Origin of the sequence: Thioalbus denitrificans, from assembly GCF_003337735.1 — a bacterium.
Taxonomy (GTDB): domain Bacteria; phylum Pseudomonadota; class Gammaproteobacteria; order DSM-26407; family DSM-26407; genus Thioalbus; species Thioalbus denitrificans.
Map to the genome: position 1 here is coordinate 216,066 of NZ_QPJY01000005.1, position 23,253 is coordinate 239,318.

The following is a 23,253-nucleotide window of genomic DNA, read 5'->3' on the forward strand; positions in this document are numbered from 1 at the left end:
TTTCACCACGAAGACACGAAGGGCACGAAGTGAAGAACGAGACAGGGCTGTTGGGTTGTCGTCTGCACCTGACAGCGAGGTAACACTCTACCTCGCAGAACCCCTAGAAATCTTCGTGCTCTTCGTGTCTTCGTGGTGAACGGTTTTTCATTCATTCACTCCCCGGAAGCCCCAGGTTGCGCCACAGGGCCAGCGTCGGCTCGGCGCGGTTCATGGTGTAGAAGTGCAGGCCCGGGGCGCCGCCGGCGAGCAGCTTCTCGCACAGCCTTGTGACCACCTCCTCGCCGAAGGCGACGATGGCGTCGCGGTCGTCGCCGAAGGACTCCAGGCGCTTGCGGATCCAGCGCGGGATCTCGGCGCCGCAGGCGTCGGAGAAGCGCGCCAGCTGGCTGTAGTTGGTGATGGGCATGATGCCCGGCACCACCGGCGCCTCCACGCCCAGGGCGCGCACGTCCTCCAGGAAGCGGAAGTAGGCGTCGGGGTTGTAGAAGTACTGGGTGATGGCCGCGTCGGCGCCGGCCTTCACCTTGCGGGCGAAGTTCTCCAGGTCCGCACGGGCGCTGGCCGCCTGGGGATGGAACTCGGGGTAGGCGGCCACCTCGATGTGGAACCAGTCGCCGGTCTCTTCGCGGATGAAGGCCACCAGCTCGTTGGCGTAGCGGAACTCGCCGGCCCCGCGGCTGCCCGAGGGCAGGTCGCCGCGCAGGGCGACGATGCGGCGGATGCCGTGGCTGCGGTAGGTCGTGAGCAGCTCGCGGACGAAGCCCCGGTCGGTGCCGATGCAGGAGAGGTGGGGGGCGGCGTCGTTGCCGGCCGCCTGGATCTCCAGCACCGCCTCCAGGGTGCCCGCCTGGGTGCTGCCGCCGGCGCCAAAGGTGACCGAGAAGTAGGCGGGGTCCAGCCGCGCGAGCCGCTCGCGCACCCCCCGCAGCTTCTCCCTGCCCTCGTCGGTCTTGGGCGGAAAGAACTCGAAGCTGAAGGTGGGTGAGGGGTAAGGCGTGAGGGGTGAGGTGGTCATCAGTTCTTGTCTCGCAGGGAGTTGATCAGGCCGCCCAGGAGGCCGAACAGCTCGTCGAGCTGCGCGGACAGGTCTTCATTCTCTGAGATAAAGCCTAGATCATGGGCAATCAGCAGTTGAGTCTCCAGCTCGCTGAGGGAGCCGCGGGCCATCCCGGCAAAGTGCAGGAACTCTTTCCGGGTCAGGCGGGCGGCTCCCTCGGCGATATTGGAGGGGACGGAGACGGCAGCGCGGCGTAGTTGTGATGTCAGGCCGAACTGCTCGGAGGCGGGAAACGAGGCGGTGAGCCGGTAGACATCGCCGACCAGAGCCATGGCGGACCGCCACGCCCGGAGGTCGTGATGTTTACGCCTCACCCTTCACCCCTTTCGCCTCACCCCTCACTCAGTACCGGTAGTGGTCGGGCTTGTAGGGGCCTTCCGCCGGCACGCCGATGTAGTCGGCCTGCTCCTCGGTGAGGGTGGTGAGCTTCGCGCCGATCTTCTGCAGGTGCAACCGCGCCACCTCCTCGTCCAGGTGCTTGGGCAGGGTGTAGACGCGTCGCTCGTACTGATCGCCGCGGGTCCACAGCTCCATCTGCGCCAGGGTCTGGTTGGTGAAGGAGTTGGACATGACGAAGCTGGGGTGGCCGGTGGCGCAGCCCAGGTTCACCAGCCGGCCCTCGGCCAGCAGGATGATGCGGCGGCCGGAGGGGAAGATGACGTGGTCCACCTGCGGCTTGATGTTCTCCCACTCGTACTGCTCGAGCCCCGCCACGTCGATCTCGTTGTCGAAGTGGCCGATGTTGCAGACGATGGCCTGGTCCTTCATCTGCACCATGTGGTCGTGGGTGATGACGTGGAAGTTGCCGGTGGCGGTGACGAAGATGTCCGCCTGGGAGCATGCCTCGTCCATGGTCACCACGCGGTAGCCCTCCATGGCCGCCTGCAGGGCGCAGATGGGATCGATCTCGGTGACCCAGACGGTGGCGCCGAGGCCGCGCAGGGACTGGGCACAGCCCTTGCCCACGTCGCCGTAGCCCAGCACCAGGGCGATCTTGCCGGCGATCATCACGTCGGTGGCGCGCTTGATGCCGTCCACCAGCGACTCGCGGCAGCCGTAGAGGTTGTCGAACTTGCTCTTGGTGACCGAGTCGTTGACGTTGATGGCGGGGAAGGGCAGCTCGCCGCGCTTCTCCATCTGGTAGAGGCGGTGGACGCCGGTGGTGGTCTCCTCGGTGACGCCGCGGATGGCCGCCTTGCGCTCGGCGTAGTAGCCGGGCTGGCTCTCCAGGCGCCGGCGGATGGCGGCGTAGAGCACCCGCTCCTCCTCGCTGCCGGGGTGGTCCAGCACCGAGGCGTCCTGCTCGGCCTTGGCGCCGAGGATCACCAGCAGGGTGGCGTCGCCGCCGTCGTCCAGGATCATGTTGGGGGTGCCGCCGTCGGCCCACTCCATGATCCGGTGGGTGTACTCCCAGTACTCCTCCAGGCTCTCGCCCTTGTAGGCGTAGACCGGCACGCCGGAGGCGGCGATGGCCGCGGCGGCGTGATCCTGGGTGGAGAAGATGTTGCACGAGGCCCAGCGCACCTCGGCGCCCAGCGCCGTCAGGGTCTCGATGAGCACGGCGGTCTGGATGGTCATGTGCAGGCTGCCGGCGATGCGGGCGCCCTTGAGGGGCTGCTCGGCGGCGTACTTGGCGCGCAGGGCCATCAGGCCGGGCATCTCCGTCTCGGCGATGGCGATCTCCTTGCGCCCCCAGTCGGCCAGCGCCGGCTCGGCCACCTTGAAGTCGTTGAACGAGGGGTCGATGACAGCGTTCATAGTTCTCACTCTCCCGGAGTCTGAAAGTGAGCGCCGTTGCGTCGTGGAAACCGCAGCCCTGCCGAGCCTGACGGGCCGGACGGCCCGCTGCAGCGCCCCTCGGCGGGGGGGATGTGAAGCCTGGTGCTTCAGTTGGTTCGTAGGATGGGCAAAGCGCAGCGTGCCCATCAGCGCGCCTCTGGTGATGGGCACGTCGCTACGCTCCTTTGCCCATCCTACTCTTCGTGTCTTTGCGTCTTTGCGTCTTTGCGCCTTGGCGTTGAAGCCTTTTCTCCTAAATCCCGGCCGCCTCGCGCAGCATCTCGGCCTTGTCGGTGCGCTCCCAGGTGTACGCCTCCTCCTCGCGGCCGAAGTGGCCGTAGGCGGCGGTGCTGCGGTAGATGGGCCGGATCAGATCCAGCATCTTGACGATGCCGTAGGGGCGCAGGTCGAAGTGCTCGCGCACCAGCGCCACCAGCCTCTCCTCGGGCAGCCTGCCGGTGCCGAAGGTGTCGATGCTGATGGAGGTGGGCTCGGCCACGCCGATGGCGTAGGAGACCTGGATCTCGCAGCGCTCGGCCAGCCCCGCGGCGACGATGTTCTTCGCCACGTAGCGGCCGGCGTAGGCTGCCGAGCGGTCCACCTTGGAGGGGTCCTTGCCGGAGAAGGCGCCGCCGCCGTGGCGGGCCATGCCGCCGTAGGTGTCGACGATGATCTTGCGCCCCGTCAGGCCACAGTCGCCCACCGGGCCGCCGATGATGAACTGGCCGGTGGGATTGATGTGGTACTTGGTGTTCCTGTCCAGCCACTCCTCGGGCAGGGTGGGGAGGATGATGTTCTCCATCACCGCCTCGCGGATGTCCTTCTGGGAGACGTCCGGGTCGTGCTGGGTGGAGAGCACCACCGCCTCGATGCCGGCCGGACGGCCGTCCTCGTAGCGGAAGGTCACCTGGCTCTTGGCGTCGGGGCGCAGCCACTGCAGCACGCCGTGCTTGCGCATCTCCGCCTGGCGCTGGACCAGCCGGTGGGCGTAGGTGATGGGCGCGGGCATCAGCACGTCGGTCTCGTTGGTGGCGTAGCCGAACATCAGCCCCTGGTCGCCGGCGCCCTGCTCCTCGGGGCTGGTGCGGTCCACGCCCATGGCGATGTCGCCGGACTGCTTGCCGATGAGGGACATCACCGCGCAGGTGTGGCCGTCGAAGCCCACATCCGAGCTGGTGTAGCCGATATCGCAGATGACGCCGCGAACCACCTCGTCGAGGTCGACCCAGGCGGAGGTGGTGATCTCGCCGGCGACAATCACCCCCCCGGTCTTGATGAGGGTTTCGCAGGCCACGCGGGCGCGCTTGTCCCGCTCGAGGAGCGCGTCGAGCACTGCATCGGAGATCTGGTCGGCGATCTTGTCGGGATGGCCTTCCGAGACCGACTCGGAGGTAAAGAGGTAGTTCTTGAGCATGGAACCCGGTTGCCTCCAGGCATTGCATGTGGCCCCGGTAGCGTCCCGGGGGTGGCCGCGAACGGCGGCGGGAGCGCCGCCGAGTGTCAAAGTGTCGGATTTTAGCCCGATGGGCCGCGTATTTCATCCATGGGATATGGGCGGCCATCAGCCGGGGGGGTGAAAGCCATAAAGACGTTTGATTGCCGATGGCGGTAGCGTAGTGGAGAATAACGAGCTACTTATGGAGCCGGTCTGTGGCGGGGTTACGCAGGCACGGTCATGGGGTGGGGAAGAATCACGGACGCCGCGCCAGTCAAATTATAGCCATTCGCGCGGCTGTTGCAATGCAACAATCCGGTCGGGCCATGAACAGCGTCCGACGACCGCATCGGATCCTCGACGCGACCACCGTCCGGTCCTGTTAACATGCCGGCCACGGTGCGGTCCCCCGCTCCCCGAATTCAGTTCGAGACTTGAGACTACAAGGAGGCCATAGATGCCCTCGCGCAGAGAACTTGCCAATGCCGTCCGTGCCCTGAGCATGGACGCGGTGCAGAAGGCGAAGTCCGGTCACCCGGGCGCGCCCATGGGAATGGCGGACATCGCCGAGGTGCTGTGGAACGACTTCCTCAAGCACAACCCCGCCAACCCCAAGTGGGTGGACCGCGACCGCTTCGTGCTCTCCAACGGGCACGGCTCCATGCTGCTCTACTCCCTCCTGCACCTGGCCGGGTACGACCTGTCCATGGAGGACCTCAAGAATTTCCGCCAGCTGCACTCGCGCACCCCGGGCCACCCCGAGTACGGCTATGCGCCGGGCGTGGAGACCACCACCGGTCCCCTGGGCCAGGGCATCACCAATGCCGTGGGCATGGCGCTGGCCGAGCGCACCCTGGCCGGCCAGTTCAACCGCCCCGGCCACCACATCATCGACCACTACACCTACGTGTTCCTGGGTGACGGCTGCATGATGGAGGGCATCTCCCACGAGGCCTGCTCGCTGGCCGGCACCCTGGGCCTGGGCAAGCTCATCGCCTTCTGGGACGACAACGGCATCAGCATCGACGGCCACACCGACGGCTGGTTCACCGAGGATGTCGCCAAGCGCTTCGAGGCCTACGGCTGGCACGTGGTGCGCGGCGTGGACGGCCACGACGCCGAGGCCATCGCCAAGGCGGTCCACGAGGCGCGCTCGGTCAACGACAAGCCCACCCTCGTCTGCTGCAAGACGGTGATCGGCTTCGGCGCCCCGAACCTGTGCGGCAGCCACGACTGCCACGGCGCCCCGCTGGGCGACGACGAAATCGTCGCCACCCGCGAGAACCTGGGCTGGCACCACCAGCCGTTCGACATCCCCGAGGATATCTACGCCGGCTGGAACGCCCGCGACAAGGGGAGCGAGGCCGAGAACCACTGGAACGAGAAGCTCGCCGCCTACCGGGCCGAGTACCCGGAGCTCGCCGCCGAGCTCGAGCGCCGCATGGCCGGGGAGCTGCCCGCCAACTGGGCCGAGCACAGCGAGGGTTTTGTCCGCGAAGTGGCCGGCAAGGGCGAGACCATCGCCTCGCGCAAGGCCTCCCAGAACACCATCAACGCCTTCGCCGCGGTGCTGCCCGAGTTCCTGGGCGGCTCGGCCGACCTGACCCCCTCCAACCTGACCAACTGGAAGGAGGCGAAGGTCATCAGCAACACGGTGGCCGACGGCAACTACCTCTCCTACGGCGTGCGCGAGTTCGGCATGTCCGCCATCATGAACGGCATCGCCCTGCACGGCGGGTTCATCCCCTTCGGCGGCACCTTCCTGATGTTCTCCGAGTATGCCCGCAACGCCCTGCGCATGGCGGCGCTGATGAAGGTGCAGAGCCTGTTCGTCTACACCCACGACTCCATCGGCCTGGGCGAGGACGGACCCACCCACCAGCCCGTCGAGCAGATCTCCACCCTGCGGCTGATTCCCAACATGCACACCTGGCGTCCCTGCGACGCGGTGGAATCGGCGGTGGCCTGGAAGGCGGCCGTGGAGCGCAAGTCGGGCCCCACCTGCCTGATCTTCTCGCGCCAGAATCTCAAGCACATGGATCGCAGCGACGCGCAGCTGGCGGAGCTCGCGCGCGGTGGTTATGTGCTCAAGGACTGTGACGGCACTCCCGATGCCATTATCATCGCCACGGGCTCCGAGGTGGAGCTGGCGGTGGGAGCCGCCGATGCACTGGCCGAAAAGGGCCGCAAGGTGCGCGTCGTGTCCATGCCCTGCGTCGAGGTGTTCGAGGCCCAGGACGCCGCCTACCGCGAATCCGTCCTGCCCGCCGCCGTCACCGCCCGCGTGGCGGTGGAGGCCGGTGTCACCGCCGCCTGGTACAAGTACGTGGGCCTGCAGGGGCGCGTGGTGGGTATCGACCGCTTCGGCGAGTCGGCTCCCGCCGGCCAGCTGTTCAAGGAGTTCGGCTTCACCGTGGAGAACGTGGTGAAGTCTGTCGAGGAGGTCCTCTGAGGATCCCGCTCCCCGCAAGGATTTTTACTGCCTGAGTAACCTGACGGAGAAAGAATCATGACTATCAAGGTCGGTATCAATGGTTTTGGCCGCATCGGCCGCATGGCCTTCCGCGCCATCGCCCAGGAGTTCAATGACATCGAAGTGGTCGGCATCAACGACCTGCTCGACGCCGAGTACCTGGCCTACATGCTGAAGTACGACTCGGTGCACGGCCGCTTCAAGGGCGATGTTTCCGTCGACGGCAACAACCTGATCGTCAACGGCAAGACCATCCGTCTGACCGCCGAGCGGGATCCCGCCAACCTGAAGTGGGGCGAGATCGGCGCCGAGCTCGTGATCGAGTGCACCGGTTTCTTCCTCACCGAGGAGACCTGCCAGAAGCACATCGACGCGGGTGCCAAGAAGGTCGTGCAGAGCGCGCCGTCCAAGGACGCCACCCCCATGTTCGTCTACGGCGTGAACCACGCGACCTATGCCGGCCAGGCCATCGTCTCCGCCGCCTCCTGCACCACCAACTGCCTGGCCCCGGTGGCCAAGGTGCTGCACGACAAGTTCGGCATCAAGCGCGGCCTGATGACCACCGTCCACGCCGCCACCGCCACCCAGAAGACCGTCGACGGTCCGTCCATGAAGGACTGGCGCGGCGGCCGCGGCATCCTGGAGAACATCATCCCGTCCTCCACCGGCGCGGCCAAGGCCGTGGGCAAGGTGCTGCCCGACCTGAACGGCAAGCTGACCGGCATGGCCTTCCGCGTGCCCACCTCCGACGTCTCCGTGGTGGACCTCACCGTCGAGCTGAACAGCGACGCCTCCTACGACGCCATCTGCGCGGCCATGAAGGCGGCATCCGAGGGCGAGCTGAAGGGCGTGCTGGGCTACACCGAGGAGAAGGTGGTCTCCACCGACTTCCGCGGCAACTCCGCGCCCTCGACCTTCGACGCCGAGGCCGGCATCGCCCTGGACGGCACCTTCGTCAAGGTGGTCTCCTGGTACGACAACGAGTACGGCTACACCTGCAACATGCTGCGCCTGGTGCAGCACGTCGCGAAGTAAGTCGCGGGGGCGGGGCGGCCGGCGGCCGCCCCGCCCCTTTTCGGTCCCGAGTGTCCAGTTCTGAGTGTTGGGTGCGGGATCCGCCGCGCAGGACTCAGAACTGAATACTGCAACTTCGAATGACGAAGGAGTTCCCCATGTCTTTCACCAAACTCACCGACCTCGACCTGGCCGGCAAGCGCGTCCTCATCCGTTCCGACCTCAACGTCCCCGTGAAGGACGGCAAGGTGACCTCGGATGCCCGCATCAAGGCTTCCATGCCCACCTTCGAGCATTGCCTGAAGGCCGGCGCCAAGGTGCTGGTGATGTCCCATCTCGGCCGCCCCGAGGAGGGTGTCTACAGCGAGGAGAACTCCCTCAAGCCGGTCGCCGACTACCTCTCCGGCCTGATGGGCAAGGAGGTGCGGCTGGTGCAGGACTACCTCGACAACGCGCCGCAGCTTGCCGACGGTGAGCTGGTGCTGCTGGAGAACGTGCGCTTCAACAAGGGCGAGAAGAAGGACAACGAGGAGCTGGCGAAGCAGTACGCCGCCCTCTGCGACGTGTTCGTGATGGACGCCTTCGGCACCGCCCACCGCGCGCAGGCCTCCACCCACGGCGTGGGCAAGTTCGCCCCCGTGGCGGCGGCCGGCCTGCTGCTGGCCGAGGAGCTGGACGCCCTGAACAAGGCCCTGGCCAACCCGGCCCGGCCCATGGTGGCCATCGTCGGCGGCTCCAAGGTCTCCACCAAGCTCACCGTGCTGGAGGCCCTGTCCGAGAAGGTGGACCAGCTGGTGGTGGGCGGCGGCATCGCCAACACCTTCCTCAAGGCCGCCGGCCACAACGTGGGCAAGTCGCTGTGCGAGAGCGACCTGGTGCCCACCGCCCAGGCGCTCATGGAGAAGATGACCGCCCGCGGCGCCACCATCCCCATCGCGGTGGACGTGGTGTGCGGAAAGAAGTTCGACGAGAACGAGCCGGCGGTCACCAAGGACGCCGACCAGGTGGCCGACGACGACATGATCTTCGATATCGGCCCGAAGTCCGCCGCCGAGCTGGCCGAGATCATCGGCAAGGCCGGCACCATCGTCTGGAACGGCCCGGTGGGGGTGTTCGAGTTCGACCAGTTCGGCGAGGGTACCCGGACCGTGTCCATGGCCATCGCCAATGCGCCCGGCTTCTCCCTGGCCGGCGGGGGCGACACCATCGCCGCCATCCAGAAGTACGACATCTACGACAAGGTCTCGTACATTTCCACCGCCGGCGGCGCTTTCCTCGAGTTCCTGGAAGGCAAGACCCTGCCCGCCGTGGCGATGCTCGAGGAACGGGCCCGCAACCAGTAAGGAGAGCGGTGTGAAGGTTGAGGTGCGTCTAGGGATTGACCCCCTTCACAACTCAGACTCCACGCCCGACTGATTATGCTCAGACGAACCAAGATAGTGGCCACCCTCGGGCCCGCCACCGACGACCCCAAGGTCCTCGACCGCATGATCGAGGCGGGGCTCGACGTGGTGCGCATCAACTTCTCCCACGGCGCCCCCGAGGAGCACCTGCGCCGGGCCGAGGTGGTGCGCAACCGCGCCCGTGCCTACGGGCGCGAGGTGGGCGTGCTGGTGGACCTCCAGGGTCCCAAGATCCGCATCGAGCGCTTCCGCGAGGGTCCCGTGACCCTGGAGGAGGGCGCGCGGTTCGTGCTCGATGCCGAGCTGCCCGTCAACGACGGCACCGCGGAGGCGGTGGGCATCACCTACAAGGACCTGCCCGGCGACGTGAAGCGGGGCGACACCCTGGTCCTCGACGACGGCCGCGTGCTGCTCTGGGTCGAGGAGGTCGAGGGCCCGCGCATCATCTGCAAGGTGGAGGTGGGCGGAGACCTCTCCAACAACAAGGGGATCAACCGCCAGGGCGGCGGGCTGTCCGCCGGGCCGCTCACCGACAAGGATCGGGCGGACATGAAGGTGGCCGCCCAGCTCCAGGCCGACTACGTGGCGCTCTCCTTCGTGCGCAACGCCGCCGATATCAACGAGGCGCGGGAGCTGCTGCGCGCCGCCGGGGGCACCGGCGGCATCGTGGCCAAGATCGAGCGCGCCGAGGCCATGGACGCCATCGACGAGATCCTGGAGGCCACCGACGCCATCATGGTGGCCCGCGGCGACCTGGGCGTGGAGATCGGCGACGCCGAGCTGCCCGGGGTGCAGAAGCGCCTCATCAGCATGGCCCGCACCATGGACCGGGTGGTGATCACGGCCACCCAGATGATGGAATCGATGATCCAGAGCCCCATCCCCACCCGTGCGGAGGTGCTGGACGTGGCCAACGCGGTGCTCGACGGCACCGACGCGGTGATGCTCTCCGCCGAGACGGCGGTGGGCAAGTACCCGCACAAGGCGGTGGCGGCCATGGACCGGGTCTGCCGCGGGGCCGAGCGCCAGCGCTCCATCCGCGTCTCGGGCCACCGCATCGATCAGCAGTTCAACCGGGTGGACGAGGCCATCGCCATGGCGGCCATGTACACCGCCAACCATCTCGGTGTGAAGGCCATCGTCGCCCTGACCGAGTCCGGGGCCACGCCCCTGTGGATGTCACGCATCAGTTCCGGCATCCCCATCTACGCCTTTTCCCGCAGCCCGGGCACCCGCGGCAAGGTGACCCTCTACCGGGGTGTCTACCCGGTGGAGTTCGACGTGACCCACACGGATCACGCCCGTGTGAACAAGGAGGTCATCGACGAGCTGCTGCGCCGGGGCGTCGTCCGCGAGGGCGACCTGGTGATCATCACCAAGGGTGACCTGGCCGGCGTCCACGGCGGAACCAACGCCATGAAGGTGGTGAAGGTGGGGCAGCTGGTGGAGCCCGGCATGGGCAGCGACTGAGACGCAGCAGATAATTCCGAACCGCTAGCAGTACGACACGACAGCTCACAATAAGGAGGTCATCATGGCCCTGATTTCCCTGCGCCAAATGCTGGACCACGCCGCCGAGCACGGCTACGGCGTGCCGGCTTTCAACGTCAACAACATGGAGCAGATGCACGCCATCATGGAGGCGGCGGCCGAGACCGACAGCCCGGTGATCGTGCAGGCCTCCGCCGGCGCCCGCAAGTACGCCGGCTCCGCCTTCCTGCGCAACCTGATCATCTCCGCCATCGAGCAGTGGCCGGACATCCCGATCTGCATGCACCAGGATCACGGCACCTCCCCGGCGGTGTGCCAGCGCTCCATCCAGCTGGGCTTCTCCTCGGTGATGATGGACGGCTCCCTCGGCACCGACGGCAAGACGCCCACCAGCTACGAGTACAACGTGGATGTCACCCGCCGCACCGTCGAGATGGCCCATGCCTGCGGCGTCTCGGTGGAGGGCGAGCTGGGCTGCCTGGGCTCCCTGGAGACCGGCATGGCCGGCGAAGAGGACGGCATCGGCGCCGAGGGCAAGCTGGATCACAGCCAGCTGCTCACCGACCCCGAGGAGGCCGCCGACTTCGTCAAGCAGACCGGCGTGGATGCGCTCGCCATCGCCATCGGCACCTCCCACGGCGCCTACAAGTTCACCCGGCCCCCGACCGGCGACATTCTCGCCATCGAGCGCATCAAGGAAATCCATAACCGCATCCCCAACACCCACCTGGTGATGCACGGCTCCTCCTCGGTGCCCCAGGAGTGGCTCAAGATCATCAACGAGTATGGCGGTGACATGGGCGAGACCTACGGCGTGCCCGTGGAGGAGATCGCCGAGGGCATCAAGCACGGCGTGCGCAAGGTGAACATCGACACCGACCTGCGCATGGCCTCCACCGGCGCCATCCGCAAGTTCCTGGCGGAGAATCCGAAGGAGTTCGATCCGCGCAAGTTCCTCATCGCCGCCACCAAGGCCATGAAGGAGATCTGCAAGGCCCGCTACGAGGTCTTCGGCACCGCCGGCAACGCCTCGAAGATCAAGGCCATCAACCTCGAGGACATGTCCAGGCGCTACGAGAAGGGCGAGCTCGACCCCAAGGTCAACTGAGCGGCTCCGGAACGCTGAGGCGTGGAACGAAGGGGCGGCCTGCGGGCCGCCCTTTTTTTCCGTCCTGGGCGGCAACCCGTGACTGGATCCGCAGCGTGAAGCCGCTTGGGTCTGGGATACCTCCGCCTCCGCCAGGAACCGGATCCAAAACCATGCAGTAGAATTCGAGGGTGCGCCTACGCGCGGCATTCCGACAGGTTGTGCAACTTCAGGGGTTGCCCGTCATGACCCTCAGATTCCAGTATCCACGCTCCTTCACCTCGCTCCTGCTGGTGGGTTTCACCCTCGTCGCGCTGCCTCTCCTGGGGGGCGTGGTGAACACCGGGCTGCTCCTCGACCGGATGGTCCGCGAAGGGCGGCAGGCGGTGGAGGCGACCGTGGAGGTCACCCGCGGCACCCGGCGGCTGGCGGAGCTCGCCCTGGCCCTGGAGCGTTCCGCCGGACAGCTCTACGTGCTCGAGGACCCCGCCCTGAAGGAGGCGCTGGCCGGTGTGCACGGGGAGTTCGGCGCCATCCTGTCGAGCCTGGACGGGATGTCCTGGGAACCCCCGGCGCGGGTGCTGCTGGAACGGATCGGAACCCTGGAGCGGTCACTCTACGACGATCTCGGCGCGGGGCCGGGCGAGGGGGGGTTCGCGCGCTTCGAACCGGCATTCGATGAGCTGCACGGGGCGGTCACGGAGATGATGGCCGCGGGCAATGCGGCCATCGACGGACGCGTGGGGGCGCTCTCGGCCCGGGCGGCGGACGTGCAACGGGTCCTGCTGTGGCAGGGAGCCACGATTGCGCCCCTGTCGCTGTTCCTGGTGGGGCTCTTCTCCTGGCTCATCAACCGTCCCGTGCGCCAGCTGGCGCGGGCCATCCGCCGGCTGGGAGAGCATGATCTGGAGCCGGGACCGGTGGTGAACGGTCCCCGCGACCTGGCCTTCCTGGGCGAGCAGGTGGACTGGCTGCGCCTGCGCCTGGTCGAGCTTGAGGCGCAGAAGCAGCGCTTTCTCCGTCACGTCTCCCACGAGCTCAAGACGCCCCTGGCCGCGCTGCGCGAGGGCGTGGAACTGCTCTCCGACCGGGTGGGCGGGGAGCTCTCCGCGCAGCAGGAGGAGATCGCCTGCATCATGCGCGAGAACGCCATCGTGCTGCAGCGGCGCATCGAGGACCTGCTGCGCTACAATCGCGCGGTCCAGGCGGGCGAGCTGCGCCTGCCGGAGTGGTGCCCGCTCCCCGAACTGGTGGAGGCGGCGGTGCACAAGCACGATCTCGCCCTGCGCGCGCGGCGCATACGGATCGAGACCGACCTGGGCGAGCTCCGGGTCCGGGGTGACCGGGGCAAGCTCGAGACCGTGTTCGAGAACCTGATCGGCAACGCCGTCCGTTTCAGCCCCGCCGGGGGTATCATTGGTGTCCAGGCCCGAACCGAGGGCGGAGAGGCCGTCATCACCCTCCGGGACCAGGGGCCCGGGGTGGCGGCCGCGGACCGTGAGCATATCTTCGAACCCTTCCACCAGGGCGTCATCCAGCCTCCGGGTTCGGTGCAGGGCACCGGGCTTGGTCTGGCCATCGTCCGGGAGTATGTTGAGGCCCACGGCGGTCGGGTGTCCCTGCTGGAGGAGACGACCGAAGGCGCCGGTTTCCAGGTGATCCTTCCACTGCAATCAGGTAGACGTGATGAGGTTTGAGGCGCTGGTGATCCCGGTGCTGCTCCTGCTGCTGCAGGGCTGCGCCGGCCTGCAGGAACTCGCCCCGACGCTCGTGGACGGCGGGGAGGGGAGTTCCCTGCGCCTGCAGGATACCTGGATCGCGCCGGGCCAGCTGACCGACTACATGGCCGAGGTCGAGCGCCGGGGGCAGCCGGACCCGGCGCAGCTGCGGCGCCTCGAGGCGGAATCCGAGCGGAGCGCCGCGGCGCGCATCAAGCGTGCCTGGCTGCTCTCCCGGCCCGGCGCCACCCCCGCCGCGCTGGCCCGGGCGCAGGAGCAGCTCAAGGGTCTCGACGGGGTGCTGAAAAACGCCGGCACCCGTCAGCTGGTGCGACTGCTGGAGCGCAACATACGGCTCGAGCAGGCGCTGGCCGAGGAGCGCCGCAAGTCCGCCGAGCTGAGCCAGAAGATCGAGCAGATCAAGTCCCTCGAACTGGAACTGCAGCAGCGGGGCCGGAGCGCCCCGGCCGGCACGCCATGAGCACGGGACGTTTCCTGCTGCTGGTGGACGACGACCCGGGTCTGCTGCGGCTGCTCACCCTGCGCCTGGAGTCCGAGGGCTACCGCGTCGCCACCTGCGCCAGCGGCGAGGAGGCGCTCGCCTACCTTGCCGTGGAGCGCCCGCGGGCGGTGCTGACCGACCTGCGCATGTCGGGCATGGACGGCATGGCCCTGTTCGACGAGATTCACGCCCGGGATCCCGCCCTGCCGGTCATCATCCTCACCGCCCACGGCACCATACCCGACGCGGTGGAGGCGACCCGGCGGGGAGTGTTCGGCTACCTCACCAAGCCGGTGGAGGCCAGGGAGCTGACGGCGCTGCTGGAGCGGGCCATGGCCCTGGGAGCCGAGGCCGCGCCCGAGGAGGGCGCCGGCGACGAGGCCTGGCGCGCCGAGATCATCACCGCCAGCCCGCGCATGGAGGCGCTGCTGTCGGAGGCCCGGCTGGTGGCGCAGAGTGCCGCCAGCGTGCTCATCCGGGGCGAGTCCGGCACCGGCAAGGAGGTGCTGGCCCGGGCCGTGCACCGCGCCAGCGCCCGCAGGGAGGGGCCGTTCGTGGCCCTCAACTGCGCCGCCATCCCGGAGCCGTTGCTGGAATCGGAGCTCTTCGGCCATGCCAGGGGCGCCTTCACCGGGGCGGTGGCGGCCCACCGGGGGCTGTTGCAGGAGGCCTCGGGCGGCACCCTGTTCCTGGACGAGATCGGCGACATGCCCCTGACCCTGCAGGCGAAGCTGCTGCGGGTGCTGCAGGAGCGGGAGGTCCGTCCGGTGGGGGCGACCCGCGCGGTGGCCGTGGACGTGCGCGTCATCTCCGCGACCCATCGCGACCTCGAGGCCGGCATCGCCGAGGGCACCTTCCGCGAGGATCTCTACTACCGGCTGAACGTGGTGCACCTGGCCCTGCCGCCCCTGCGCGAGCGGCGCGAGGACATCCCCCTGCTGGCGCGGCATTTCCTCGCCCGCCTGGGGGAGGAACACGGCCGGCCCGTCAACGGCTTCACGCCCGAGGCCGTGGAGATGCTGGTCTCCTACGACTGGCCGGGCAACGTGCGCCAGCTCATCAACGTGGTGGAGCAGTGCTGCGCCCTGTCCACCACGCCCCTGGTCTCCGCCCATCTCGTCAGCCGGGCCCTGCGCGATCGGCCGGGGGAGATCCCCTCCTTCGCCGAGGCCAAGAACCGCTTCGAGCGTGACTATCTCGTCGCCCTGCTCAAGCTCACCCGCGGCCAGGTAACGGCGGCCGCCCGCCTCGCCGGGCGCAACCGGACCGAATTCTACCGGCTGCTGAAACGCCACCAGCTCTCCCCGGACCTGTTCAAGGGCGGCGGTTAGCGCACTGGCTGGAACGCTTCTTGCTCCTTGAAACCCGGCGCCTGTCCGCCGGCCGGACGGGAATCTGTTGCGAGGAGCTTTCCATGTTCTGCTGGTCCATCACCGCGCTGGTGGTCGCCATCCTGGCCGCTCTGCTGGGTTTCGGAGGGCTTGCGACCGGTACCCTGGCCCTGTTCTCCCGCATGGTCTTCCTGCTGGGATTCATTCTCTTCCTGGCCTTCCTGGTCCAGGGGCGCACACCGCCGGTCCGTTGACACCTCGCCGTTTTCCCGGGATGGCCTTCACGGTCCGCGCCCCGGCGGCGCCGGCGCGGACCCGCGCGCCACACCGGTCCTGCCGCGCCGCGCGCCCGGGAGGAACGGGACGCGCACGGCGGCCACCCCCCGTTGCGTCCGGAAACGCCTGCCAGTCCTGGCGTTGCGGTCAGCGCCCTGGCGGACGTCGCCAATCGGCGACAATTAACGGCCGGTAAAACAATGCCTTGTGGAAACAGGCCCCAGAGTGTCGGGAAATGGTGACAGCCTGGCGGATGCGGGTGCTCCGGGAATCCGGTCGCAAGGCCGGCGGCCTGCACAAGTGGCTGATTGTCGGACTGTTCCGGAAAGTGGCACAAGGCCTGCAATGACAGTGGGGCAGGCAGGCGCCCGTACCGGAGAAGACCAAGGAGGACACCGTGAAGCGATACCCGCACCAACTCCCCGTGACTTCCCTGGTGGGCGCCCTGGTGGTTGCCCTGGGCCTGGTCTGGAATCCCGCCAAGGCGAGCCAGCAGGGCGCCGGGCCGCAGACCGCCACCCCCGCACCGGCCGCCGAATTCAGGGACCAGGACAGCAATGGCGACGGCGCCCTGACGCTGGCCGAGTTCACCGCCCGGGGCTACGACGAGCGCGCGTTCCGCAATGCGGACCTGGACGACAACGGGTTGCTGGGCGCCGGGGAGTATGTCAAGGCGCGCTCCCTGCAGGACCGGATCAGTGCCGGGGAATACATCGACGACGCCTGGCTCACCACCAAGGTCAAGGCGGTGCTGCTCAAGGAGGATCTCCTGGGCGGCCTGGATATCGGTGTGGAGACACGGGACGGCGTCGTGCAGCTCTCCGGCTGGGTCGATGAACCCGGCCAGGCCCACAAGGCCGGGCAGGTCGCCGCCAGTGTGAAGGGCGTCAGGGAGGTCGAGAACGACCTGCTCGTCAAGGAATAGACGCCTTTCGGGAGCCGCTGGCCATTCAGCGCTCCCTGACGTGGGGCAGGTCCGGCAGACAGTGGCCCCGCGGTGGTAACGGCCGTGTTCCGAGAGGTTCCGGCCGCGTCGCCCGCCCCCGGGGTGCCCCTTACCGGATGGCGGGCGATTTTTTTATCCGCGGCAGGACATTCCATGGAGAAGCGTTCATGACTGGTCGGAGACAGGTGGCGTTGGCCGTGGTGCTCTCGATCCTGTTGCTGCTGGCCTCCAGCGCCCTGGCGTCGCTGACGGCGATTGAACTGGTCCGCGTCCTGGACCCCCGCATGGGGCGGGAGCTGGTCGGGGTAATCATCGGCGCCATGAACAACGCCTTCATCGCCCTGGCCACCTTCGAACTCGCCCTGGGGATGGGGATCGTCAGGGTGGCCTCCTTCGCCGCCGGCAGCGACCGGCTCGGCGTGCTGGTGCGGAGAATCTTCACCCGCTTCGTCAGCGTCGTGGGCATCGCGCTGACCCTGGAGGGGCTGATCATGGTGGTCCGCTACAGCCCCGTGGACCTGGGCCGGTATCTGCTCTACGCACTGGCCCTTCTGCTCGGCATCGGTGTCCTGCTGCTGGGACTGGCGGTGCTGGTGAACCGGGTCCAGGCGGCTGTGTTGCGGCGCCGCCGGCGCGCGGCGCAGTCGAATCCCGCGGCCAGCCGGGTCGTCGCCGGGACAGCACCCGGCGGGCATGGAATGACCGTTGGACAATGACCGTTGGACAATGACCGTTAGATAAAGGGTCCGAGCATGCCCACGGCGATTGCGGTGACAGTGCCCAACAGCGCCCCGGCGGCCACGTCGGACGGGTAGTGCAGGCCGAGAATGACCCGTGACAGTGCGACCAGCACCGCGAAGGGGATGACCAGCCAGCCCAGGGCCGGGATCTGGGTCACGAGCACGGTACTGAATCCCACGGCATGCATGGTGTGGCCGGAAGGGAAGCTGTAGGCGTCCAGGGGCGGGGCGCCGAGGTGGATGCCGGCGTCCATCCGGAACGGCCGCTGGCGCAGGGTGGTGCCCTTGAGCCGGCGATAGATGGCCAGGTTGATCACGCCCGTCAATGCCATCTCCGCCACCGTTTCCCAGGCGGCGGGACCATGCACGACCGGCAGCAGCAGCATCAGGAGATACCAGAACACGCCGTCGCCCAGCCGGCTGACACGGGCGAAGAACCGTTCCACGGACCGCCGCCGGCTCAGCCGGTTGATGCGGCGGCACAGGGGCAGCTCACGGGCGGTGAGCCGTTGCAGCACGGCCTGGGTGGTCATGAGTCACCTCCTGTCGGAGCCTGGGTTGCACGGTAGGCGCCAGGGGTCGCATGGTCGTGCACCTGGCGCAGCAGCAGGGCCTCGAACCGCTCATGGATCTGCTGCCAGTCGGCTTTCTGCACCCCGAACCGGGCCCGGGCGCCAAGGCGCCGGACCCGCGCCGGATCCCGGGCCAGCGTCGCCGCGGCCCGGGCCAGTGCCTGCTCCTCCCCGGGTGCGGCCAGCAGCCCCGACCACTGGTGGATGACGTACTCGCGGGCCGCCGCGGTGTGATAGGCCACCACCGGGAGGCCGCTGGCCATGGCCTCCAGCACCACGTTGCCGAAGGTTTCGGTCAGGCTCGGGAACAGGAACAGGTCGGACGACGCGTAGTGGGCGGCGAGATCCTCACCGCCGCGCATGCCGCAGAAGACGATCTCCGGGTGCTCGGCGGCGAGCCGCTCCCGGAGCGGTCCGTCGCCCACCATCACCAGGCGGACCCGCCGGTTGGCCGAACGCATGGCATGGAACCAGCGCACCGCCACTTCCAGGTTCTTCTCCGGCGCCAGCCTGCCGACGTAGAGCGCCACCAGGTCGCGGCCGCGCACGCCCCAGCTGCGCCGCAGCGCCTCGCTCCGGTGCCCGGGATGGAACAGCCGGGTGTCGACCCCCCGCCCCAGCACCTCCAGGTGACGAAAGCCGTGGCCGGCGAGCTCTCCCGCCAGCTCCCGGGTGGGCACCAGGGTGCAGCGGGCACGGCCATGGAAGCGGCGCAGGTAGCCGCCCACGGGCCGCTGCAACAGGCCGAGTCCGTAGTGGGCGCTGTACTGGTGGAAATTGGTGTGGAAACTGGTGACCGCTGGCAGCGCCAGGCGCCGCGCCGCTGCGAGCGCCGACCAGCCCAGCGGACCCTCCGTGTCCACGTGCACCACGTCCACGGGCGTTTCGCGCCAGCGCTCCGTCAGTGCCCGGCGCACGGGGATGCCGAAGCGCAGGCCGGGGTAGCCGGGGATGCCGAGCCCGGGCGTGAGCAGCTCGCGCAGGTTCGTGTCCGCCGCGGGGCGGTTGCCGCGCTGCTGGCTCGGGCGGACCAGGTCCACCTGGTGACCCCGCTCCAGCAGTCCGCCGACCAGTCTGGCGACGGTCATGGCCACGCCATTGACCTCGGGGGGATAGGTTTCGGTCACGATGGCGACGCGCAGACGGGGCGCGGCCTCCACGGCCGTGCCGGGGATGAGGGCAGAGGCGTCCATGGGGCGATTCTGGGCGCCCGGCGTGACCGGCTCGTGAAGCCTGTGCGACAGCCGTGTGACAGCGGCTGCGGGTGCGTGCGGGGCGTTGTGGACCGATAATGGCCAATGCCCGGTCGCCCTGCGGCGTTTGAGCCGTCGACCCGGAAAGGAAGGATCCCGGCTGAAATCTGTGGGCCTACCGGAGAATTTTCATGGAAGCGGCCGCCGGTCCCTGTGGTAGGATCGCTGCTTTGCAGCACATCAGTATTTTCTATGACCTCCATGAGCCCGGACAGCGTCGCGCGCATTCGCGAAATCCCGTACAACTACACCTCCTTCTCCGACCGCGAGATCGTCATCCGCTTCCTCGGGGAGGATATGTGGGACGTCCTCAACGAGCTGCGCGGACAGCGCCGCACCGGCCGTTCGGCGCGCATGCTGTTCGAGGTGCTGGGGGACATGTGGGTCATCACCCGCAACCCCTACATCCAGGACGACCTGCTGGAGAACCCCAAGCGCTGGCAGTCCCTGGTGCATGCCCTGCACCACCGCCTGGACCAGATCGTGGCCCGGGCCGAAGGCAACCAGCTGGCCCTGCGGCTGGCGGAGCGGGCCCGCGAGGCCATCCGCGCCTTCGAGGGTGAGCAGGAGCGCCGGGTGGAGCTGCGCCGGCGCGCCTTCCGGCGTCTCAGCCGGGTGACCCGCAAGGACAATATCGGCTTCGACGGCCTGGCCCGGGTTTCCCACGTCACCGACGCCACCGACTGGCGCGTGGAGTATCCCTTCGTGGTGCTTTCGCCCGACTCGGAGGCCGAGACCCTGAAGGTGGTGGAGGCCTGCATCGAGCTCGGGCTCACCATCATCCCCCGCGGCGGCGGCACCGGCTACACCGGCAGCGCCGTGCCCCTGCACGCCGACACGGCGGTGGTGAACACCGAGAAGCTGGAGGGCATCGGCGAGGTGACCCTCAACCGGCTGTTCGGCGTGGCCGAGCCCGTGCCCACCGTCCGGGTGGAGGCGGGCGTGGTGACCCGGCGGGTCTCCGAGCTGGCCACCGCCCACGGCTACATCTTCGCCGTGGATCCCACCTCCCAGGACGCCTCCACCATCGGCGGCAACATCGCCATGAACGCCGGCGGCAAGAAGGCGGTCATGTGGGGCACCACCCTGGACAACCTGGCCTCCTGGCGCATGGTCACCCCCGACGCCCAGTGGCTCGAGGTGGAGCGGCTCAACCACAACCTGGGCAAGATCCACGACCAGGCGACGGCGGAGTTCCGCGTCACCCGCTTCGCCGCCGACGGCCGGACGCTGGTGGGCGAGCCGGAAATCCTGCGCATCCCGGGCAGCGAGTTCCGCCACCGCGGGCTGGGCAAGGACGTCACCAACAAGTTCCTGGGCGGGCTGCCCGGTATCCAGAAGGAGGGCTGCGACGGCCTCATCACCTCCGCGGTCTTCATCCTGCACCGGCAGCCGAAACACCTGCGCACCGTCTGCCTGGAGTTCTTCGGCGCCAACCTGAAGAACGCCGTGCCGGCCATCGTGGAGGTGAAGGAGTACCTCGACAGCCTGCCGGACGTGCACCTCACCGGCCTGGAGCATCTCGACGAGCGCTATGTGCGGGCGGTGAAGTACAGCACCAAGGCGCCGCGGCCGGAGCTGCCCAAGATGGTGCTGCTGGCGGACATCTCCTCCGAGGACGAGGACGGGGTGGCCGATGCGGCCTCCCATATCGTGCGCCTGTGCAACGCCCGCGACGGCGAGGGCTTCGTGGCCGTCAGCCCGGAGGCGCGCGCCCGGTTCTGGGCCGACCGGTCGCGGACCGCCGCCATCGCCGCCCACACCAACGCCTTCAAGATCAACGAGGACGTGGTGATCCCGCTGGATCGCCTCTCCGAGTACAACGACGGCATCGAGCGCATCAACATCGAGCAGTCGACCCGCAACAAGCTGAAGATGATCGATGGCGTGCTCGGCTACCTGGGCGGGGACATGCCCGAGCTGCGCCAGCTGCCCGGCCTCGAGGAGAGCGCCGAGAACGACGCCATCGTGGCGGCCAAGAAGGAGGCCGCGGTGGACCTGCTGGAGCGGGTGCGCGACCGCTGGCGCGCCCTGCTGGAGCGGCTCGACGCCCCGGCGGCCGACAATCCCGATCTGCTCACCGAGGCGGAGCGGGAGCGGGTGCAGCCCGGCGACACCCTGTTCGACCTGCTGCAGCGGCGCGATGTGCGCATCTCCTACCGCCGCGGCGTCGAGCGGCCGCTGAAGGAGATCTTCACCGGGCGCATGCTCGAGCCGGTCTGCCGCAGGTTCGACGCCATCCACGCCGGCATCCGCACCGGCCGGCTGTTCGTGGCCACCCACATGCATGCCGGCGACGGCAACGTCCACACCAACATCCCGGTCAACTCCAACGACTACGGGATGCTGCGCGAGGCCGACCGCATCGTGGACCGGGTCATGGCCCTGGCGCGCAGCCTGGGCGGGGTCATCTCCGGCGAGCACGGCATCGGCCTGACCAAGATGCAGTACCTGGACGCCGGGACGGTCGAGGCCTTCGCCGAGTACAAGCGGCGGGTCGACCCGGAGGGGCGCTTCAACCGCGGCAAGCTGATGCCCGGCTCGGGGCTGGAGAAGGCCTACACCCCGTCGCTGCGCTTGGTGGAGCAGGAGGCGCTGATTCTCGAGGCGAGCGCCCTGGGCAATCTCAACAACGACATCAAGGACTGCCTGCGCTGCGGCAAGTGCAAGCCGGTCTGCACCACCCACGTGCCGCGGGCCAACCTGCTCTACTCGCCGCGCAACAAGATTCTCGCCACCGGGCTCATCATCGAGGCGTTCCTCTACGAGGAGCAGACCCGGCGCGGCATCTCCGTGCGCCACTTCGCCGAGATGAACGACGTGGCCGACCACTGCACGGTCTGTCACCGCTGCCTCAACCCCTGCCCGGTGAACATCGATTTCGGCGACGTGACGGTGAAGATGCGCGGCATCCTGCGCGCCCAGGGCAAGAAGCGCCTCAACCCCGGCACTTGGATGTCCATGGCGTTCCTGAACGTCACCGACCCGGCCACCATCAAGGTGATGCGCAAGGCGCTCATCGAGTGGGGCTACGGCGCCCAGCGGCTGGCCCACGGCGTCTACCGCCGCTTCCGGCCCGCCGCCGGCGAATCGCGCCCGGCCGGCACCACCGGACGCACCGCCATTCCCGCCCAGGTGGTGCACTTCATGAAGAAGCCCATGCCGGCGGGGCTGCCCACCCAGACCATGCGCGGCCTGCTGGGGGTGGAGGACGCCAAGACCGTGCCCATACTGCGCGATCCGCAGCGGGTGACCGACGAGTCCGAGGCGGTCTTCTACTTCCCCGGCTGCGGCTCCGAGCGGCTGTTCAGCCAGATCGGGCTGGCGACGCTGGCCATGCTCTACGACGTGGGCGTGCAGACGGTGCTGCCGCCGGGCTACCTCTGCTGCGGCTACCCGCAGGCCGCTTCCGGCAACGAGGCCCGCGGCCAGCAGATCTCCACCGACAACCGGGTGCTGTTCCATCGCGTGGCCAACACCCTCAACTACCTCGACATCAAGACCGTCATCGTCTCCTGCGGCACCTGCATGGACCAGCTGCTCACCTACCAGTTCGAGCAGATCTTCCCCGGCTGCCGGCTGCTGGACATCCACGAGTACCTGATGGAGAAGGGCCGGGCGCTGGAGGGCGTGGACGGGGTGCAGTACCTCTACCACGACCCGTGCCACACCCCCATGAAAACCTACAGCCCCACCCAGGTGGCGGCGAAGCTCATGGGCCAGGAGGTGCGGCTGTCCGACCGCTGCTGCGGCGAGGCCGGCACCTTCGCCATCTCCCGCCCGGACATCGCCACCCAGGTGCGGTTCCGCAAGCAGGAGGAGATCCGGAAGGGGGTGCGCCAGTACACCGGCCACGACCAGGCCCGCAAGGGCGAGGTGAAGATGCTCACCTCCTGTCCCGCCTGCCAGCAGGGCCTGGATCGCTACCGCGAGGAGACGGGCGTGGAGACCGACTACATCGTGGTGGAGATGGCCAACCGGCTTCTCGGCGCCGATTGGCAGAAGCGCTTCGTGGACCAGGTGAAGGACGGCGGCATCGAGCGGGTCCTGCTCTGAGACGTGAGTGCGTTAGTGCGTTAGTGCGTGAATGCGTGAGTGCGTGAATGCGTGAGTGCGTGAGTGCGTGAGTGCGTGAGTGCGTGAGTGCGTGAGTGCGTGAGTGCGTGAGTGCGT

Annotated in this window: 18 protein-coding genes and 1 riboswitch; of the genes, 12 read left to right on the top strand and 6 right to left on the bottom strand. The window is 68.3% G+C overall.

Annotation, left to right across the window (positions count from 1 at the left end; genetic code table 11):
- Positions 1-151 precede the first annotated feature (151 nt).
- From metF to metK, 4 genes are all read right to left on the bottom strand, one after another.
- Positions 152-1,018 carry a methylenetetrahydrofolate reductase [NAD(P)H] gene (metF, locus tag DFQ59_RS12085; protein ID WP_114279955.1) on the bottom strand — a complete coding sequence of 289 codons (867 nt, stop codon included), beginning with the start codon at positions 1,016-1,018 and terminating at the stop codon, positions 152-154.
- The gene (locus DFQ59_RS12090; protein ID WP_114279956.1) at positions 1,018-1,374 is read right to left on the bottom strand and encodes a four helix bundle protein; all 357 of its coding nucleotides are present in this window, start codon (positions 1,372-1,374) and stop codon (positions 1,018-1,020) included. Before DFQ59_RS12090 ends, metF begins: the two co-directional genes overlap by 1 nt.
- Positions 1,375-1,402: 28 nt before the next feature.
- Positions 1,403-2,818: an adenosylhomocysteinase gene (gene ahcY / locus DFQ59_RS12095; RefSeq protein ID WP_114279957.1), complete on the bottom strand. Its 1,416-nt coding sequence runs from the start codon at positions 2,816-2,818 to the stop codon at positions 1,403-1,405.
- Positions 2,819-2,839: 21 nt separating this feature from the next.
- A riboswitch (S-adenosyl-L-homocysteine riboswitch) is annotated at positions 2,840-2,925 on the bottom strand.
- A 167-nt stretch (positions 2,926-3,092) separates the two neighbouring features.
- Positions 3,093-4,253, bottom strand: a complete 1,161-nt coding sequence (gene metK, locus DFQ59_RS12100) for a methionine adenosyltransferase (protein WP_114279958.1) — start codon at positions 4,251-4,253, stop codon at positions 3,093-3,095.
- Positions 4,254-4,731: 478 nt separating this feature from the next.
- Between metK and tkt the strand changes: the two genes are divergently transcribed.
- From tkt to DFQ59_RS12155, 11 genes are all read left to right on the top strand, one after another.
- Positions 4,732-6,726, top strand: a complete 1,995-nt coding sequence (gene tkt / locus DFQ59_RS12105; RefSeq protein ID WP_114279959.1) for a transketolase — start codon at positions 4,732-4,734, stop codon at positions 6,724-6,726.
- A 57-nt stretch (positions 6,727-6,783) separates the two neighbouring features.
- Positions 6,784-7,782, top strand: a complete 999-nt coding sequence (gene gap / locus DFQ59_RS12110; RefSeq protein ID WP_114279960.1) for a type I glyceraldehyde-3-phosphate dehydrogenase — start codon at positions 6,784-6,786, stop codon at positions 7,780-7,782.
- Between the two features lie 137 nt (positions 7,783-7,919).
- Positions 7,920-9,104 carry a phosphoglycerate kinase gene (locus DFQ59_RS12115; protein WP_114279961.1) on the top strand — a complete coding sequence of 395 codons (1,185 nt, stop codon included), beginning with the start codon at positions 7,920-7,922 and terminating at the stop codon, positions 9,102-9,104.
- A gap of 75 nt (positions 9,105-9,179) precedes the next feature.
- Complete coding sequence (gene pyk / locus DFQ59_RS12120; RefSeq protein WP_114279962.1) at positions 9,180-10,634, top strand: pyruvate kinase; 1,455 nt, start codon at positions 9,180-9,182, stop codon at positions 10,632-10,634.
- Between the two features lie 64 nt (positions 10,635-10,698).
- The gene (gene fba / locus DFQ59_RS12125) at positions 10,699-11,763 is read left to right on the top strand and encodes a class II fructose-bisphosphate aldolase (RefSeq protein ID WP_114279963.1); all 1,065 of its coding nucleotides are present in this window, start codon (positions 10,699-10,701) and stop codon (positions 11,761-11,763) included.
- A gap of 224 nt (positions 11,764-11,987) precedes the next feature.
- Positions 11,988-13,439: a sensor histidine kinase gene (locus tag DFQ59_RS12130; RefSeq protein WP_114279964.1), complete on the top strand. Its 1,452-nt coding sequence runs from the start codon at positions 11,988-11,990 to the stop codon at positions 13,437-13,439.
- Entirely contained in the window at positions 13,429-13,941 is a 513-nt protein-coding gene (locus tag DFQ59_RS12135) for a hypothetical protein (protein WP_114279965.1), read from the top strand. Before DFQ59_RS12130 ends, DFQ59_RS12135 begins: the two co-directional genes overlap by 11 nt.
- On the top strand, positions 13,938-15,293 hold the full coding sequence (locus DFQ59_RS12140) for a sigma 54-interacting transcriptional regulator (protein WP_114279966.1): 1,356 nt from the start codon (positions 13,938-13,940) through the stop codon (positions 15,291-15,293). Before DFQ59_RS12135 ends, DFQ59_RS12140 begins: the two co-directional genes overlap by 4 nt.
- Before the next feature lie 83 nt (positions 15,294-15,376).
- Positions 15,377-15,547, top strand: a complete 171-nt coding sequence (locus DFQ59_RS12145; protein ID WP_114279967.1) for a DUF1328 domain-containing protein — start codon at positions 15,377-15,379, stop codon at positions 15,545-15,547.
- Between the two features lie 419 nt (positions 15,548-15,966).
- Positions 15,967-16,494: a BON domain-containing protein gene (locus DFQ59_RS12150; RefSeq protein ID WP_114279968.1), complete on the top strand. Its 528-nt coding sequence runs from the start codon at positions 15,967-15,969 to the stop codon at positions 16,492-16,494.
- A gap of 188 nt (positions 16,495-16,682) precedes the next feature.
- Complete coding sequence (locus DFQ59_RS12155) at positions 16,683-17,231, top strand: hypothetical protein (RefSeq protein WP_147275246.1); 549 nt, start codon at positions 16,683-16,685, stop codon at positions 17,229-17,231.
- Between the two features lie 17 nt (positions 17,232-17,248).
- Here the strand turns inward: DFQ59_RS12155 and DFQ59_RS12160 are convergent, their stop codons facing one another.
- Together DFQ59_RS12160 and DFQ59_RS12165 are read right to left on the bottom strand one after the other, a co-directional pair.
- A complete protein-coding gene (locus DFQ59_RS12160) occupies positions 17,249-17,788 on the bottom strand; it encodes a phosphatase PAP2 family protein (protein WP_114279970.1) in 540 nt (179 codons plus the stop codon).
- Positions 17,785-18,969, bottom strand: coding sequence for a glycosyltransferase family 4 protein (locus DFQ59_RS12165; protein WP_211314924.1), 1,185 nt, complete (start codon positions 18,967-18,969; stop codon positions 17,785-17,787). Before DFQ59_RS12165 ends, DFQ59_RS12160 begins: the two co-directional genes overlap by 4 nt.
- Positions 18,970-19,281: 312 nt before the next feature.
- Here DFQ59_RS12165 and DFQ59_RS12170 point away from each other — a divergent pair, with 312 nt between their 5' ends.
- Positions 19,282-23,136, top strand: coding sequence for a DUF3683 domain-containing protein (locus DFQ59_RS12170; protein WP_245937265.1), 3,855 nt, complete (start codon positions 19,282-19,284; stop codon positions 23,134-23,136).
- The last annotated feature ends 117 nt before the right edge of the window (positions 23,137-23,253 follow it).